This window comes from Nocardia higoensis NBRC 100133, from assembly GCF_000308595.1.
GTDB classification, from domain to species: domain Bacteria; phylum Actinomycetota; class Actinomycetes; order Mycobacteriales; family Mycobacteriaceae; genus Nocardia; species Nocardia higoensis.
The window spans coordinates 1-16,912 of the sequence record NZ_BAGA01000006.1 but is presented as its reverse complement, the minus strand read 5'-3'; the positions used below and the strand labels follow the sequence as shown (position 1 = coordinate 16,912).

Here is a 16,912-nt window from a genome sequence, read left to right as displayed (position 1 = left end):
CGGCTCTCAGAGCGCCCGGCGTCCCGACAACGCCCGCCCCAGCGTCAGCTCGTCGGCGAACTCCAGGTCACCGCCCATCGGCAGCCCCGACGCCAGCCGGGTGACCGACAGCCCGGGGAAATCGCGCAGCATCCGCACGAGATAGGTGGCGGTCGCCTCGCCCTCGGTGTTCGGGTCGGTGGCGATGATGACCTCGGTGACGTCGACCCCGTCTTCCTGATTGCCGATACGCGCCAGCAGTTCCCTGATCCGCAACTGGTCGGGGCCGATGCCGCTGAGCGGGTCGAGCGCGCCGCCGAGCACGTGGTAGCGGCCGCGGAACTCCCTGGTCCGCTCGATGGCCTGCACGTCCTTGGGTTCCTCGACGACGCAGATCATCGTGCGGTCCCGGCGCGGATCGGCGCACAGCCTGCACAGCTCCCCGTCGGCGACGGTGCCGCACACCGCGCAGAAGCGCACGCCGTCACGCACCTTCTGCAGCGCGGCCTGCAACCGGTCGATCTCCGGCGGCTCGACCTGCAGCAGGTGGAAGGCGATGCGCTGCGCGCTCTTGGGACCGACGCCGGGCAGTTTGCCCAGTTCGTCGATCAGATCCTGTACCGGCCCCTCGTACAACCGACGCGTCCTCGATCAGAAACCGGGCAGGCCGGGCAGCGAACCGCCGCCTGCCAGCGGTCCGAGACGCTCGGCGGCGAGCTGCTGGGCGCGCGCGGAGGCGTCGTTGACCGCGCCGATGATCAGGTCCTGCAGACCCTCCACGTCCTCGGGGTCGACGACCTTCGGGTCGATCGTCAGCGCGACGACCTCACCGCTGGCCTTGAGGGTGACGGTGACCAGCCCGTTCCCCGCCTGGCCGGTCACCTCGGCGGCCGCGATCTCGGCCTGCGCCTGCATCACCGCTTCCTGCATCTGTTGTGCCTGGGCGAGTAACTGCTGCATGTCGAACTGACCACCGGGCTGCACGGCACGTCCTCTCTGGCGGGATTGTCACGGTTCAGCCTAGTCGCCGTCGCGCCCGGACCGCGGCACACCCGGCCACGTCTGCCCTCCGCGGACACGAGGACGCCGAGTTGACTCTCCCCGTACTGGAGGGTGTTCGCTGTCTCCCATGACCGCGACCGTCGCCATCGGGGAGTTCGCCCGGCTCTCGAACCTCAGCGTCAAAACCCTGCGGTACTACCACGACATCGGTCTGCTCGCCCCAGCCGAGGTCGACCCGGGGTCGGGCTACCGCCGTTACCGCACCGATCAGGTCGAGCAGGCGCTGCTGATCCGCAGGCTGCGCCTGCTCGACATGCCGCTGCCCGAGGTCAAGGGCGTACTGGCGGCTCCCGACACCGCGGCCCGCGACGCCGCGCTGCGCGCGCATCTGGAGCGCATGGAAGAGCAGCTGCGCCGGACCGGAGAGGTGGTGGCTTCGCTGCGGGCCCTGCTCACCCCGGCCGCTCCGGTGCCGGTGCAGTACCGCGCGTTGCCCGAGACCCGCGCGCTGGCCGTCCGGGAAGTCGTCGGCAGGAACGACATCGACCGCTGGTGCGCGGCCGCCTACCCCCGGCTCTACCGGGCGATCGCTCAGGCCGGATCCACACCGGCCGGACCCGCGGGCGCGACCTATCCGCTGGACTATTTCACCGACGACGCGGGCGAAGTGCTCGCCTATGTCCCCGTGCCCGCGGCCGACGCGGCGGCGGGCGCTGCCCTGTCCCCCGGCCTGGAGCTGGTCGACCTGCCCGCCCGGCACGTCGCGATCGCGCTGCACCGCGGCTCGTTCGGCGAGCTCGACCGCACCTACGGCGCGCTCGGAAGTCATGTGGCCGAACACGATCACGCGCTGGCCGAGCCGGTGCGCGAGATCTACCTCGTCGGTCCGGGCGATGCCGCCGATCCGGCCGACTACCGCACCGAGGTCTGCTGGCCCATCGCGAGCCCGGCGTGACCTCCGCCGGACCCCGCCCGATATCGCATCACCGGGCACCCATCACCAGGTAAGAGGAGAACGAGATGACCCTGTCCATCGCCGCCGTCACCTTCGACTGCGACGACGCCGCCGCTCAGGCCCGCTTCTGGGGCGAACTGCTCGGCCGCGCCGTCGATCCGGAGGCGAACGAGTTCTTCGCCGCCATCGGCCGCGCGGCCGGCGAATCCCCGACGCTGATGTTCCTGAAGGTCGGCGACCGCGAGCCCGGAAAGAACAAGGTCCATCTGGACCTGCACGCCCCCGACCGGCAGGCCGAGGTCGACCGGGCGATCGCCCTCGGCGCCGAACACCGGGGCGATTTCGACGAATACGGCGTCGTGTGGACCACGCTGGCCGACCCCGAGGGCAACCTGTTCGACATCGCCGAAGGCTGACCGCGCCGCACCCACCGAGCATCCACCGACGCCCGGACGCGCCCGAGAGCAGCGCGGCCGGGCGTTCCGGCTCAGGCCAGTTCGCGCTGCAGGTTGCCGAGCACCTCGGCCTGGATCTTCTTCAGGCCGAGCGGGGCGAAGATCCCCTCGAAGATGCCCTTGACACCGCCCGCGCCCTGCCAGGTGGTCGTCTGGGTGACCGTGGACCCCGCACCTTCCGGCGCGATCGTCCAGGTGGTGACGAGCGAGGAGTTGGCGTCGGTCTCGGTGACCGTGTTGCCCGCGACCGAGACGGTGGCGCGCACATTGCGCTGCCTGCTCTCGGTGGCCTGCAGGATCCATTCGGCGACGGTGCCCTCGCCCTGGCCGCCCTCGACGACCCTGTAGTCCCGGTAGTGCGCGGAGAGGATGCGCGGTCGCACCGTCACGTAGTCCGCCACGGCTTCGAGCGCGCGCTTCGGATCGGCCGCAACGGTGATCGAACTGCTGGCGCTGACCTGTCCCACTGTGAACTCCTTGTCCCGGTTGTCGATCGACTCCCCCAATCCTGCCCTGTGGCGGCGCAGCAGCCCCGCGCGCCCTCGAGATTTACAACGACATCACACCCTTCTGGTGGCCGACCCGACCCGCGGGTATTAGCGTCGTCAGGGTGGCAGTGAGTCTGGGCAAGGCCGGTCACACCCCGGCCACACGTGAATCAGGGTTCGCCGCGCATCGAGCGGGCGTCGATCGACTGCTGGCGAGCTACCGCGCCATTCCCCCCGGCGCGAACGTGCGCCTGGCGAAGAAGACCTCGAACCTGTTCCGGGCCAGAGCGGCCAACCCCGCGCCCGGACTGGACGTGTCGGGCCTGACCCGTGTCATCGCCGTCGACCCGGAAGCACGCACCGCCGACGTCGCGGGCATGACCACCTACGAGGACCTGGTCGCGGCCACGCTGCCCTACGGTCTGGCCCCGCTGGTGGTGCCTCAGCTCAAGACCATCACCCTCGGCGGCGCGGTCACCGGTCTCGGCATCGAGTCCACCTCCTTCCGCAACGGCCTGCCGCACGAGTCGGTGCTGGAGATGGACGTGCTGACCGGGGCGGGCGAAATCCTCACCGCCACACCCGACGGCGAGCACGCCGAGCTGTTCCGCGGTTTCCCCAACTCCTACGGCACGCTCGGCTACACCGTCCGGCTGAAGATCGAGCTCGAGCCGGTGCTGCCCTACGTTGCGCTGCGGCACGTGCGCTTCCACGACCTGCGCGAACTCGAAGCCGTTCTCGCCACCGTCGTCGACGAGCAGAGCTACGACGGCGAACGGGTCGACTACCTCGACGGTGTCGTCTTCACCGCCGACGAGAGCTACCTGACCCTCGGCAGGCAGACCGACGAGCCGGGCCCGGTCTCCGACTACACCGGGATGGACATCTATTACCGCTCCATCCAGCACGATTCGGCCACGCCGAAACGTGACCGGCTGACCATCCACGACTACCTGTGGCGCTGGGACACCGACTGGTTCTGGTGCTCACGCGCCTTCGGCACCCAGAACCCCCGCATCCGCCGTTTCTGGCCGAAGCGCTACCGCCGCAGCAGTTTCTACTGGAAGCTCGTGGCGCTCGACCACAAGTACCACATCGGCGACAAGATCGAGGCGCGCAAGGGCAACCCGCCGCGCGAGCGGGTGGTGCAGGACATCGAGGTGCCGGTCGAGCGCACCGCCGATTTCGTGGAGTGGTTCCTGCGCGAGATCCCGATCGAGCCGATCTGGCTGTGCCCGTTGCGGTTGCGCGAGGACGGGCCCGCCGTGCGCGGCGTCAGCGGAACGCGGGGCTGGCCGCTGTATCCGCTCGAGCGCGAACGCACCTATGTGAACGTCGGATTCTGGTCGGCCGTGCCGACCGTCCCCGGGCAACCGGAGGGCGCGGCCAACCGCGCGATCGAAAAGACCGTGACCGAATTCGACGGCCACAAATCGCTGTACTCGGATTCCTACTACCGCGAGGACGAGTTCGCGGCGCTGTACGGCGGTGAAATCTACTCGAAACTCAAAAAACGCTACGACCCGGACCAGCGCTTGCTGGACCTGTATTCGAAGGCGGTGCAACGCAGATGACGACTTTCAAGGACCGTTCCGACGTCTTCGCCGATCTCGGAACCAAGCTCACCATTGCCGAAGTCTTCGACACCCTCATCGAGGGCACGAGCCCGATCCGGCTGACCGCCTACGACGGTAGCGCCACGGGCCCGGAGGATGCTCCTTACACCCTGCACATCGGGAACCCGCGCGGCATCAACTACCTGGCCACCGCACCGGGCGATCTCGGCATGGCACGCGCCTACATCTCCGGCGACATGACAGTCACCGGTGTGCATCCCGGCGATCCCTACGAGGCGCTGAAGGCGATGCAGGGGTTGAAATTCCGGCGTCCCTCGGCACTGGCGCTGGTGACCATCGCACGGTCACTGGGCTGGGAGAGGCTCAAGCCGATCGCGCCGCCACCGCAGGAGACACTCCCGCGCTGGCGGCGTATCGCTTTGGAGGGCCTGCGCCACACCAAGGCTCGCGACGCCGAGGCCATCCATCACCACTACGACGTGTCCAACGAGTTCTACGAGTACGTGCTCGGCCCGTCGATGACCTACACCTGCGCCGCCTACGGCGAACCGGACTGGACGCTGGAGCAGGCCCAGGAGAACAAGTACCGCCTGGTGTTCGAGAAGCTGAGGCTGAAGGCGGGCGACCGGCTGCTCGACATCGGCTGCGGCTGGGGCGGCATGGTGCGTTACGCGGCGGCACGCGGCGTGCGGGTCATCGGCGCGACCCTGTCCGCCGAGCAGGCCGCGTGGGCGCGCGAGAAGATCGCCGAGGAGGGCCTGAGCGAGCTGGCCGAGGTGCGCCACTGCGATTACCGCGATGTGCCGGAGACCGACTTCGACGCGGTGTCCTCCATCGGGCTCACCGAGCACATCGGCGTGCACAACTACCCGTTCTACTTCGGCTACATGCGCGACAAGCTGCGCGAGGGCGGCTTGTTCCTCAACCACTGCATCACCCGGCCGGACAACACCCGCACCACCAGGGCGGGCGATTTCATCGACCGCTACGTCTTCCCCGACGGGGAGCTGATCGGTTCCGGGCGCATCATCACCGAGATCCAGAACGTCGGCCTCGAGGTGCTGCACGAGGAGAACCTGCGCGAGCACTACGCGCTGACGTTGCACGAATGGTGCAAGAACCTGGTCGAGAACTGGGATGCCTGCGTCGCGGATGTCGGTGAGGGCACGGCGAAGGTGTGGGGTCTGTACATGGCGGGCTCGCGGCTGGGCTTCCAGCGCAATGTGGTGCAGCTGCACCAGGTGCTCGGCGTCAAACTGCCCGCCGACGGCAGCTGGACCGTTCCGCTGCGCCCGTGGTGGCAGCCCTGATCCGCCGGGTCCGTTCAGCCGAGCACCTCGTCGAGGAACTCTCCCGGTAGCGGGGGCAGGGCGTCCGGTTCGCCGGTGGCCGAGCCGCCCACGGCCGGATTCTCCCCGATCCGTCCACCCTCGACCGGGCCGCCGACGACCGAGCCGCCGGCGGCCCGTACTTCGGCGGCCGGATTCACAGCGGCCGGATCCACAGCGGCCGGATCCACGGCGGTCGCGTCGCTCGCGGCCCGGTCCTCGCGGTGCACCTCCGCGGCGGCCGGGCCGGCTTCACTGCGCAGCACCCGCAGGATCGCGACCACCCGCGGCCCGGCATCGAGCAGCGGTCGCGGCCAGCCGAGCCGGGCGCAGGTCTCGGCGGCGGGCACGAGCAGCCCGGCCGCCTCGCCGACCCAGCCCGCGGCGGCGAGGCATTCGGCCAGCAGCAGACCGGTATCGAGTTCGGCGCGCGGGCGGCCCTGCTCGACGGCCCGGCCGTGCAACGCGCGGGCATGGCGCACCGCCGCTTCCTCGGTATACCCGGGGACGACGCCGGCCAGCATGGCGCGAATAGCGGCGATCTCCTCGGCCTCGGCGATCAGCGCGTCCGCGCCCCGCACTCGCCGCACGCCCCGGCCGCCGAGCAGATCCGCGGTGGCCAGCGGCTCGACCGGCAGGCCGAGGCGCAGCCGCTCGGCGCGGACAGACGCGGCCAGCCGGGGCAGGCCGACATCCGCGGCGACACGTCCGCCCTCGTCCAGCCGTGCCGTCGCGGCGCGCATGTCGCCGATCAGCGCCTTCACCCGCGCGCCGATCACGAACGTCGCGAGCAGCACGTCGACGGTGCCGACCCGGGCCACCAGTTGATGGCTCTCGTCGAGCAGCTGGTCGGCACTCGCCAGGTCCCCCGCCCGGTATTTCAGTTCGCCCAGCATCGCCGAGACCACCCGCACCCCGTGCGAGCGCGGCCCGGACAGCCGGCGGGCGGTCTCACACGCCGCGTCGAAGCTGTCCAGCGCCGCCTGCACATCGAGCTGTTCGTAGGCGGCCGCACCCCGGGCAAGCAGGCCGAACACCGGGCCGAGCTGGTACCTCGACTTCTCGTGATAGGGCGCGGCCCAGTCCTGGATCTCGATCGCCCCGGCGAAATCGAAGGCGCACAGCCGGGCGTAGGCGGCCACGTTCGCCGCCGTCGACACCGCCCAGGTGGGCAGGTCGCCCGGATCGTCGAGCACATCGGCGACCTGTTCGAGCACGCCCTCGGTCTGATCGCGGGTGACCGCGTCCGCGGCGGCGATCACGGCGGCCTCGCGGCGCTGGTTGCGCGCCTCGCTCTCCTCACCCGCACCGCCGGGCAGCATGTTCGTCAGCTTGCCCAGCGCCGAACGCGCCGCGTCGGATTGCTGCAGATTCACATTCGCCCTGGCCACGGCCATCAGCAGCTTGGAACGTGAGGTCACCTGCTGCAACGGCAGTTTCGAGACCGTGCCGAGCAGAGTGGCCAGCCGGGAACCGTCGATGAGATCCATGCCGCCGCCCTCGACCAGATCCAGCGCCATCTTCAGGTCGGTCGCCGCGAGCGCGTGGTCGACGGATTTGCGCAGGAACTGGTGCTCGGCGTACCAGCGGGAGGCCTTGCGGTGCAGCGCACGCAATTTCGGCTGATCGGTGCGCTCGAGCCGGGCGCGCAGATGCTCGGCGAACAGCGCTTGCATCCGGTACCAGCCGGGGTCGTAGTCGATGCGGCGCATGAACAGCTCCCGCTGTTCGGCCTGGGCCAGCAGCAGCTCGGCCTCGCTGTCCCCCGACAGCGCGGCCGCCAGATCGGCGTTCACCCGCTCGGTGACCGCGATGGCGGTCAGGAAGTCGAGCATCCGCCGTTCCAGCGTGTCGAGCACGTTCTCGGCCAGGTACTCGCGGATGTGCCCGCTCTCCGGGCTGGAGGCCAGCAGTCGCTGCGGATCGTTGTTACCGCGCAGCGCCAGGCTGATCAGCTGCACGGCGGCCGGCCAGCCGTCGGTGGACCGGTGGATCTGCTCGACCTGCTTGTCGGTGAGGTCGAACCCGTTGCGCTCCACCAGGATCCGGGAGGTCTCGGCGAGGGTGAGCCGCAGTTGCGCCGAACCGATCTCGACCAGTTCGTCGTCGACTCGCATCGCGCTCAACGGCAGCCCGGACTGGTCTCGGCTGGTCACCACGAAACGCAGGTGATGGCAGCCGTTGGTGAGCAGGGTGTCCATCGCGCGCAGCGCCCCTGGATCGCTGATGCGGTGCAAGTTCTCGACCACCACCACGATCGTCTCGCCGCCGCTGTGCACCTCGTCGATCAACGTGCTGATCACATAGGGCACCGCGTCGTCGAGCTCTTCCTCGAGCACCTGGTCCAGCCCGATGCCGATATCCGGGCGCACCCGGTGGATGGCTTGCAGCAGATGGGCGAGGAACCACACCTCGGTGTCGTCGTAGCGATCCAGGCTGATCCAGGCCACCGGTATTCCGCGCTCGGTGAGCTCGGTCCGCCATTGCGCGGCGATCGTGCTCTTACCGAAGCCCGCGGGCGCGTGGATGAGGGCGAGCCTGCGCCGCCCGCCCGCGCGCAAGATCTCGAGCAGGCGCGGCCGGGCCAGCGGTTCCTTGGCGGGAGTGGGCGGCCGGAACTTGGTCGCCGCGGCGGGCGGTGGCGCGGCCGAGGACCCGGTGGTCGACCATCCGGCCTGCGCCAGGGTTTTCGACGCGCCCGCCCGCACGCCGGACTCACCCGCCCCGTTGGGGTGCCTCGACACGTTCGGTCGCAGCGTCAACGGCCAGCTGCGCCGCGAGGCGACCGCCGGAACCGACGGGACAGACCGTTGTGTGGCCTGCTGATCCTCGGTCTCGACGGCGACCTCCCCGATGTCCTGATCGTGTGCGACGGGATCGAGCAGGGCCATCTCGTCGGGCACCTGGCCGAGCGCGCGCTGGGCCTCGCGCAGCATCTCGCCGAACGCGTAGGCCGAGGCCGGACGCCGATCGACCTCCGGCGACATGGCGGCCTCGATGGCCTCGGCCACCGGTGCCGGGATCTCCTGGTCGCGCAGATCCGGAACCGGCTGGGTGGTGATTCGCAGGAATTGGGCGACCACCCGCTCACCGGCCTGCCGTTCGAACGCCGCATGCCCGGTGAGCAGCGCGAACAGCGTCGCGCCCAGGCCGTAGACATCCGAGCGGATCGACGGCTCCTCGCCCTTGAGCACCTCGGGGGCGGTGAAGGCGGGCGAGCCGGTGATCAGGCTGCTCGAGGTGCGGAACCCGCCCGGGATGCGGGCGATCCCGAAGTCGGTGAGCTGCGGTTCGCCATAGGCGCTGAGCAGCACGTTGCCGGGTTTCACGTCGCGATGCAGGATCCTGGCGCGGTGCGCGCTCTCGATGGCGCCCGCCAGTTTCACCCCGACCCGCAGGGTGTCGGCCCAGCTCAGCGGTCCCTGCTCGACGATGAGCCGCTCGAGTGAACCGTGCGCGCAGAACGGCATCACGATGAACGGCAGACCGGCGGCGGTGACGTCGACCTGCAGGATGTCGACGATATTCGGATGCCCGGACACCCGGCCCATCGCCTGCTCCTCGCGCAGGAACCGCTCCCGGCTCTCGGTGTCCATGTCCGGTGAGAGCACCTTGACCGCGACGACCCGCTCGAGCGCGGTCTGCAGGCACCGATACACCACGCCGAACCCGCCGTGCCCGATTTCCACCGCACCCGACAGCCCGGCCGCCGCCAATTCGTCGGCGATGCCGATCGGGGCGTGACGCTGGGTGGGTTCGCCCGTGCTCGGGGCACGCCTCTCCCCGGCGCCCGGCCGGTCGCTCGGATCGACCTGGGCGGAATCCTGTTCGGACCCGTCCGAACGCGGCTGATGCTTCACCTGGACCACCTCGTGCCGACGACAGCCGGACCGGCGGACGAACCGCGAGTCCTTCTTGCCTGCGCATATCCAACGTAGCGCGGCAGAGTCGCGGTTTGGTGGAGAAACGGCGGAAGCCCGCCACCGCGTGGATGCGGTGGCGGGCTTCACCCGGCGAACGTCAGCTCACCCGATACTTCATGTGGCGCGCGTCACTTGCGCAGCGAGGCCGGAACCTCGAAGCGATTGCCGTACTTCGCGGCCAGCTCGTCGGCGCGGGCCACGAAGGCCTCCTGGCCGCCGCCCGGGTAACCCACGATGAACTGGTGCACGCCACCGGTCCAGGCCGGGAACCCGATGCCGAAGATCGAGCCGATGTTGGCGTCGGCGGTGGTCTCGAGCACACCCTCGTCGAAGCACTTCTGGGTCTCGATCGCCTCGGCGAACAGCATGCGGTCGATCAGATCCTGCAGCGGGACGTCCAGGGTCGCCACGGTCTTGTAGTGATCCCGCACGCCCTGCCAGATGCCCAGGCGCTTGCCGTTCTCGTCGTACTCGTAGAAGCCGGCCTTCTCCAGGCGGCCCGGACGACCCTGCTCGACCATCCAGTCGATGACGTCGATGGCCGGGTGACGCTCGGTGCCGAGCTTCACATCGCCCGCCTTGATCGCCTCTTCGGTCTCGCGAGCGATCTTCTGCATGAGCTTCATGTTCAGCTCGTCGGTCAGCTGCAGCGGCGGAGCCGGGTAGCCCGCCTGCGAACCGGCCTGCTCGATGGTGGCGGGCTCGATGCCCTCACCCAGCATGGCGATCGCCTCGTTGACGAAGGTGCCGATCACGCGCGAGGTGAAGAAGCCACGGCTGTCGTTGACCACGATCGGGGTCTTCTTGATGGCGAGGGTGTAGTCGTACACCCGGGCCAGCGCCTCGTCGGAGGTCTTCTCACCCTTGATGATCTCCACCAGCGGCATCTTGTCGACAGGCGAGAAGAAGTGGATGCCGATGAAGTCCTCCTGGCGCTTCACGCCGGTCGCGAGACCGGTGATCGGCAGGGTGGAGGTGTTGGAGCCCAGCAGAGCGTCCGGGGTGACGATGTCCTCGATCTCCTGGAACACCTTGTGCTTGAGCTCGGTGTTCTCGAAGACGGCCTCGATCACGAAGTCGACGCCGGCGAAGTCGGCCGCGTCCGCGGTCGGCTTGATCCGGTCGAGCAGCGCCTTGGACTTCTCCTCGGTGGTCTTGCCACGGGAGAGGGCCTTGGCCTCGATCTTCTCCGAGTAGTTCTTGCCGCGCTCGGCCGCCTCGGTGGTGACGTCCTTGAGCACGACCTCGTAGCCGGCCTTGGCCGAGACGTAGGCGATGCCCGCGCCCATCATGCCCGCGCCGAGCACGCCGACCTTCTTGATCTCCTTCTTCGGCACGTCCTTGGGACGCGAGCCGCCGTTGTTGATCGACTGCAGGTCGAAGAAGAAGGCCTGGATCATGTTCTTGGCGACCGGGCCGGTCAGCAGGTGCACGAAGTAGCGCGACTCGATCAGCGAGGCGTTGTCGATGTCGACCTGCGAGCCCTCGACCGCCGCGGCCATGATGGCGCGCGGAGCCGGCATGTTGGCGCCCTTGAGCTGCTTGCGCAGGTTCGCCGGGAAGGCGGGCAGGTTGGCCGCGAACGCCGGGCTGGCCGGGGTGCCGCCGGGGATCTTGAAGCCCTTCTTGTCCCAGGGCTGCACGCCGCCCTCGGGGTTGGCCTTGATCCACGCCTTGGCGGCCGGGACCAGTTCCTCGACCGAGCCGACCAGCTCGTCGACCAGGCCGATCTCCTTGGCCTTGGCCGGGGAGTTGCGCTGACCCTGGAGCAGCACGCCCATGAGCGCCTGCTGCAGGCCGAGCATGCGCACGGTGCGGATGATGCCGCCACCGGCGGGCAGCAGGCCGAGGGTCGCCTCGGGCAGGCCGATCTGCGAACCGCGGACATCGGCGGCGATGCGGTGGTGGGTGGCCAGCGCGATCTCCAGGCCACCGCCGAGGGCGGCGCCGTTGATGGCGGCGACGACCGGCTTGCCGAGGGTCTCCAGCTTGCGCAGGGCGGCCTTGATCTCGGTCAGTTCCTCCATGAGGGCCTGCGCGTCGTCCGGGCCGACCTTCATCATGTTCTTCAGGTCGCCGCCGGCAAAGAAGGTCTTCTTCGCCGAGGTCAGCACAACACCGGTGATGTCGTCCTTCTCGGCCACGAGCCGGTCGACCGTCTCGGTCATCGACTTCTTGTACAGCTCGTTCATCGTGTTGGCGCCCTGGTTCGGGTCGTCCATCGTCAGTACGACGATGCCGTCCGAATCCTTCTCCCAACCGATCATGTTGGTTTCGCTCACAGCTCTGTGTCTCCTTGTTGAATCAGTGACCGGTGGGGATCAGACCCGCTCGATGATGGTGGCCACGCCCATGCCGCCGCCGATGCACAGGGTGAGCAGCGCGTAGCGGCCGTTGCGGCGCTCCAGCTCGTCGACCATGATGCCGGTGATCATGGCGCCGGTGGCGCCCAGCGGGTGGCCCATGGCGATGGCACCGCCGTTGACGTTCAGCTTCTCGTCCGGGATGTTCAGGTCCTTCTGGAACTTGAGCACCACGGAGGCGAACGCCTCGTTGATCTCGAACAGGTCGATGTCGTCGACGGTCAGGCCGGCCTTGTCGAGCACCTTCTTGGTGGCCGGCGTCGGGCCGGTCAGCATGATGGTGGAGTCGGCGCCGCTGGTGGCGGTCGCGACGACGCGGGCGCGCGGGGTCAGGCCCGAGGCCTTGCCGGCCTCCTCGGAGCCGACCAGCACCAGGGCGGCGCCGTCGACGATGCCCGAGCTGTTGCCGCCGTGGTGGACGTGGTCGATCTTCTCCACGAAGTGGTACTTCTGCAGCGCCACCGCGTCGAAGCCGCCCATCTCACCGATCACGGAGAACGAGGGCTGCAGCTTGGCGAGGTCCTCGAGGGTGGTGCCCGGGCGCATGTGCTCGTCGTTGTCGAGCACGATCAGGCCGTTCTGGTCCTTGACCGGCACGAGCGACTTGGCGAAGTAGCCGCCGGTGGTGGCCTTGGCGGCCAGCTCCTGCGAGCGCACCGCGTAGCCGTCGACGATCTCGCGGGTGAAGCCCTCGATGGTCGCGATCAGGTCGGCGGAGACGCCCTGCGGGACGAAGTAGGAGTCGTAATTGGTAGCCGGGTCCAGCGCCCAGGCGCCGCCGTCGGAGCCCATCGGCACCCGGGACATGGACTCGACACCACCGGCGATGACCAGGTCGTCGAAGCCCGAGCGCACCTTCTGGGCGGCCAGGTTGACCGCTTCGAGGCCGGAGGCACAGAACCGGTTCAGCTGGAAGCCGCCGACGGTGTCGGGCAGCTTCGCCACGGTGACCGCGGTGCGCGCGATATCGGCGCCCTGATCGCCCACCGGACCGACGCAGCCGAGGATCAGGTCGGAGATCCGGTCCTCGTCGAGGTTGGGGAAGCGGTTGCGCAGCTCCTGGATCAGACCAACAGTCAGGTCGATCGGCTTGACCGAATGCAGCGAACCGTTCTTCTTGCCGCGGCCGCGCGGAGTGCGGATGGCCTCGTAAATGTAGGCCTCTGTGGTCATATCGGAGTGTTCCTTCCTTAAGGTGCCCCCGCACCGCGGTATGCGGTGCAGGCGCGGATAACCTCGCCGACCGGCCGTGCGACCGACCGTCCTAACGCTGTACAAAACTCGGCACGCACCGACAGACGCACGCTCTGGCCGCCCGCACGTCTGGGCATACCATAGAACCTCGTCGCGTCGGAGCTCGCGGGCACCCGTTCATAGTAGCGCCGGTGTGCGAACTCCCGTTAACTTAACGTCGTCGGGACGGGGGTTGTCAACCATCCATCCTGGTGGCGCCCAGCTCCGCGCGGAGCAATTCCAGAGCGACCTCATCCGGGTCGCGCCGATCCTCCGGCGCCACGGGCTTCGCGGCCTCGGCGAGCATCTCCTGCTCTTCCTCGGCTGTCAGCGGTCCCGGCACCGCGGGCGGGGCGTACTCGGCAGACCCCGAGGTCTCGAATTGCGCCGGGTCCGGCGGGGAGAAGTCGCCGGGGCCGGGATCATCGGGAAGGTCAGGGAAATCCGGCGGCGGAATGTCGTCGTCCCCGACCGGCGCGAACCGCTTCGGGCGCGCGTTCTCGGACCCGCCCGCGGCCGCCGCGCCGGCCTGACTCGGCCGCGAGAACTGCGGCAACCCCCCTTGCCTGCCCGCCTTGGCCTGCGCGGGCGCGGCCTGTCCGCCCCGCCCCTGCTGCGCGCCGCCCTTGTCGGTGCGATTACCTTGCACCGCAACCTGTTTCGGCCGCGCCGCCTGCGCCTGCGGCCGGGCCCCGGATCCGCCTTCCCAGCGGACCTCGTAATCGATGCCGAGCACCTCCCGGATCGCCGACCGGATCGCCTCGACATTGCGCGGTTCCGACAGCCGCCCGACCAGCACCGCGGTCGGGTGCGCGAAGACGATCGCCTCCCCGTCCACCCGGACCACCGACGCCCCCGACAGCATGGCCGGAATCGCCGCGGACCCGTACTCGCGGACCTTCGCGCGGATCTGCGTCCACGCGCCGTCGACCGCCTGCAGCACCTCCTCGGCCGACCGCACCGGTCCCGCGACCGCACCTCCCGGCTCCGGCGCCGCGTTCGCGACAGCGGCCTGTCCCGCAGGGGGCTCGACCCGCCCGCTCACCGCCGGTTCGGGCTGCATCCGCCCGCTACCCGCAAGTCCGGGCTCCGGTCGTCCACTGCCCGCCTCGTCGGACTCGGGCCGCCCACTGCCCGCCGGGCCGGGGCCCATCCCGCCGCTGCCCGCTCGGCCGGGAACCGGCCGAAGCTCCTCGCGCGAGATCTCGGCGCGGTCGGCATCGCGTGCTCCGGACTCGTACCCGGCGGCGTGCGGGGTCGCGTCCTCCGCCGGGTAGCGGCTGCCCCCGGCCTGAGCGTGGGAGCCGGCCTCCTCCGAGTCGATCCGCCGCGTCGTGCCGGACTGCCCGCCCTGCTGCCCTCCGGCCACATCGCCGTCCGTGGCGATCGGCGCGGCGGCCTCTCCCGCCGCCGACCCACCCGATCCCGGCACACCCGATCCCGGCACACCCGATCCCGGCACACCCGATCCCGGCACAGTCGAGGCCGGCACAGTCGAGGCCGACGCCGACGCCGAGGGGCCGGCCGCAGGCGACGCAATCGAGGCGGCCGCAGCAGCGGGCTGTCCGGCCGAGGTCGGCGCAGCAGATGGTCCGGCCGAAGGGGTCGCGGGTGGTCCCGCCGACGTGGGCGCAGCTGATGTCGGCGCGCTGCGGGCCGGGCGCTCCGCCTCCGCGTCGCCCGAGGACCGAGCGGCATCCTTGCCCTTGCTCTGCATCACGGCGGCCAGCGCTTCGGCCCCACGCCGCCGCGACGGATCACCGGCACCCGGCCGGGTGACCACCGGCGCGGCAGCGGATTCCGCGCCCGCGACCGGCGCGGCGGGCAGCGGAGTCCCGCTCGCCAGGCTGCGCTCGAGCCGTTCCAGCCGCTGCAGGGTGGCCGCCTCGCTGTCGGAGGCCGCGGGCAGCAGCATCCGCGCGCACACGACCTCGAGCAGCAACCGGGGCGCGGTGGCCCCGCGCATTTCGCCGAGTCCCTCGTGCAGCAGTTCGGCGTAACGGGTGAGCCCGGCCGGGCCGATGCCCTCGGCCTGTTCCCGCATCCGGTCGAGCACGTCGCCTGGGCCGGAGACCAGGCCGCGCTCGACGGCGTCGGGCACGGCTTGCAGCAGGATGAGGTCGCGGAAGCGCTCGAGCAGGTCGACGGCGAAGCGGCGCGGATCGTGCCCGGCCTCCATCACCCGGTCGACGGTCCCGAACAGGGCGGCGCCGTCGGCACCGGCCAGCGCCGCCACGGCGTCGTCGATCAGGGCCACGTCGGTGACGCCGAGCAGGGAGACCGCGCGGTGGTAGGTGACGCCTTCGTCGCCCGCGCCGGCGAGCAACTGGTCGAGCACGCTGAGGCTGTCGCGGGGCGAGCCGCCGCCCGCCCGGATGACCAGCGGATACACCGCCTCCTCGACGGCGACGTGCTCCTGTTCGCAGATCCGCCCGAGCAGGCCGCGCATGGTGGCGGGCGGCAGCAGCCGGAACGGGTAGTGGTGGGTGCGCGAGCGGATCGTCGGCAGCACCTTGTCCGGTTCGGTGGTGGCGAAGATGAAGATCAGGTGAGCGGGCGGCTCCTCGACGATCTTGAGCAGCGCGTTGAAGCCCGCCGTGGTGACCATGTGCGCCTCGTCGACGATGAACACCCGGTAGCGCGAGGTGGCGGGCGCGTAGAAGGCGCGGTCGCGCAGTTCACGGGTGTCGTCGACGCCGCCGTGGCTGGCGGCGTCGAGTTCGATCACGTCGAGATTGCCGGGTCCGCCCGGCGCGAGCGCCACACACGACTCGCACGTCCCGCACGGGTTCGCCGTGGGACCCTGCTCGCAGTTGAGCGAGCGGGCCAGGATGCGGGCCGAAGACGTCTTGCCGCAACCACGTGGCCCGGAGAACAGATAGGCGTGATTGATCCGGCCGGTGTCCAGCGCGGTACTCAGCGGTTCGGTGACGTGCTCCTGCCCCACCACTTCCGCGAATGTCGCCGGTCGGTATTTCCGGTACAGAGCCACAGCCCGAGACTACTGCCGAGGCCCGACGCGGTAGGGAGGAGCCGGGTGTTCGGACCGAACCCGCTCAGCTGCTCAGCTCACGGCTTCGGCCGGGGCGGCGAAGGTGTTGCACTGCGCGGTGCGGTTGTGGTCCACACCGATCTCGAACCAGCTGCCGCTGTTCTCCGAGCTGCCGTGGTCGGGCGAGTCGGTCGGCCCGTCGCCGCGGCCGTTCGCGTCGCGGATCGCCAGGCTGATCTGCGAGCTGCTCAGCGCGCCGGCTTCCTGCGACGACCCGAGATACATGCCGTCGAAGCACTGCGCCTGCAACTCGATCCGGCGCGAGAGCTCGAGGCCGCGATCGCTGCGCGCGCCCGCCTCCACCCGCTCGCGGTTGGCCTTGGTGAGGATCCCCGACATGGCCTGGACGTGGTGGCCGTACTCATGGGCGAACACCGAGAGGTACACCACCCAGTTGTCCCCGAACAGGTCGGTCTGCAACTGGCTGATCGGCATGTAGATGGTCTTGTTCGCCGGGCAGTAGAAGGCCGCGAAGTTGGTGGTCGTGCCGGTGCACGGGGTGGTGATGCCCGCGGTGGTCGCGCTGACCTCCAGTGTGGGCGGCGCGAACGACAGAT

The 16,912-nt window shown here is 69.9% G+C and carries 12 protein-coding genes; 4 read left to right on the top strand and 8 right to left on the bottom strand.

Annotated elements, in window-relative coordinates:
- Positions 1–6 precede the first annotated feature (6 nt).
- Positions 7–615 carry a recombination mediator RecR gene (recR, locus tag ON26_RS01015; protein WP_040794022.1) on the bottom strand — a complete coding sequence of 203 codons (609 nt, stop codon included), beginning with the start codon at positions 613–615 and terminating at the stop codon, positions 7–9.
- 15 nt (positions 616–630) lie between these two features.
- Positions 631–963, bottom strand: coding sequence for a YbaB/EbfC family nucleoid-associated protein (locus tag ON26_RS01010; protein ID WP_040794021.1), 333 nt, complete (start codon positions 961–963; stop codon positions 631–633).
- Positions 964–1,108: 145 nt separating this feature from the next.
- On the opposite strand from ON26_RS01010, the gene ON26_RS01005 reads away from it, so the two are divergent.
- Together ON26_RS01005 and ON26_RS01000 are read left to right on the top strand one after the other, a co-directional pair.
- On the top strand, positions 1,109–1,936 hold the full coding sequence (locus ON26_RS01005; RefSeq protein ID WP_040794020.1) for a MerR family transcriptional regulator: 828 nt from the start codon (positions 1,109–1,111) through the stop codon (positions 1,934–1,936).
- A gap of 65 nt (positions 1,937–2,001) precedes the next feature.
- Positions 2,002–2,352 (top strand): VOC family protein, encoded by a 351-nt coding sequence (locus ON26_RS01000; protein ID WP_040794019.1) that lies wholly within the window; start codon positions 2,002–2,004, stop codon positions 2,350–2,352.
- Positions 2,353–2,423: 71 nt separating this feature from the next.
- On the opposite strand, the gene ON26_RS00995 is transcribed toward ON26_RS01000, so the two are convergent.
- Complete coding sequence (locus ON26_RS00995; RefSeq protein ID WP_040794018.1) at positions 2,424–2,858, bottom strand: SRPBCC family protein; 435 nt, start codon at positions 2,856–2,858, stop codon at positions 2,424–2,426.
- Positions 2,859–3,001: 143 nt separating this feature from the next.
- Here ON26_RS00995 and ON26_RS00990 point away from each other — a divergent pair, with 143 nt between their 5' ends.
- Together ON26_RS00990 and ON26_RS00985 are read left to right on the top strand one after the other, a co-directional pair.
- Positions 3,002–4,453 carry an FAD-binding oxidoreductase gene (locus tag ON26_RS00990; RefSeq protein ID WP_051026462.1) on the top strand — a complete coding sequence of 484 codons (1,452 nt, stop codon included), beginning with the start codon at positions 3,002–3,004 and terminating at the stop codon, positions 4,451–4,453.
- The gene (locus ON26_RS00985; protein ID WP_040794017.1) at positions 4,450–5,766 is read left to right on the top strand and encodes a class I SAM-dependent methyltransferase; all 1,317 of its coding nucleotides are present in this window, start codon (positions 4,450–4,452) and stop codon (positions 5,764–5,766) included. Before ON26_RS00990 ends, ON26_RS00985 begins: the two co-directional genes overlap by 4 nt.
- 14 nt (positions 5,767–5,780) lie before the next feature.
- On the opposite strand, the gene ON26_RS00980 is transcribed toward ON26_RS00985, so the two are convergent.
- The 5 genes from ON26_RS00980 to ON26_RS00960 form a co-directional block, all read right to left on the bottom strand.
- Entirely contained in the window at positions 5,781–9,644 is a 3,864-nt protein-coding gene (locus tag ON26_RS00980) for a protein kinase domain-containing protein (protein WP_373280915.1), read from the bottom strand.
- A 191-nt stretch (positions 9,645–9,835) separates the two neighbouring features.
- Positions 9,836–11,989, bottom strand: a complete 2,154-nt coding sequence (locus tag ON26_RS00975; protein ID WP_040794016.1) for a 3-hydroxyacyl-CoA dehydrogenase NAD-binding domain-containing protein — start codon at positions 11,987–11,989, stop codon at positions 9,836–9,838.
- Positions 11,990–12,028: 39 nt separating this feature from the next.
- Positions 12,029–13,243 carry an acetyl-CoA C-acetyltransferase gene (locus ON26_RS00970; protein WP_040794015.1) on the bottom strand — a complete coding sequence of 405 codons (1,215 nt, stop codon included), beginning with the start codon at positions 13,241–13,243 and terminating at the stop codon, positions 12,029–12,031.
- A 256-nt stretch (positions 13,244–13,499) separates the two neighbouring features.
- A complete protein-coding gene (locus tag ON26_RS34005; protein ID WP_040794014.1) occupies positions 13,500–16,295 on the bottom strand; it encodes a DNA polymerase III subunit gamma and tau in 2,796 nt (931 codons plus the stop codon).
- 72 nt (positions 16,296–16,367) lie between these two features.
- On the bottom strand, positions 16,368–16,912 hold a 545-nt coding region (locus ON26_RS00960; RefSeq protein WP_040794013.1), incomplete at its 5' end, for a neutral zinc metallopeptidase.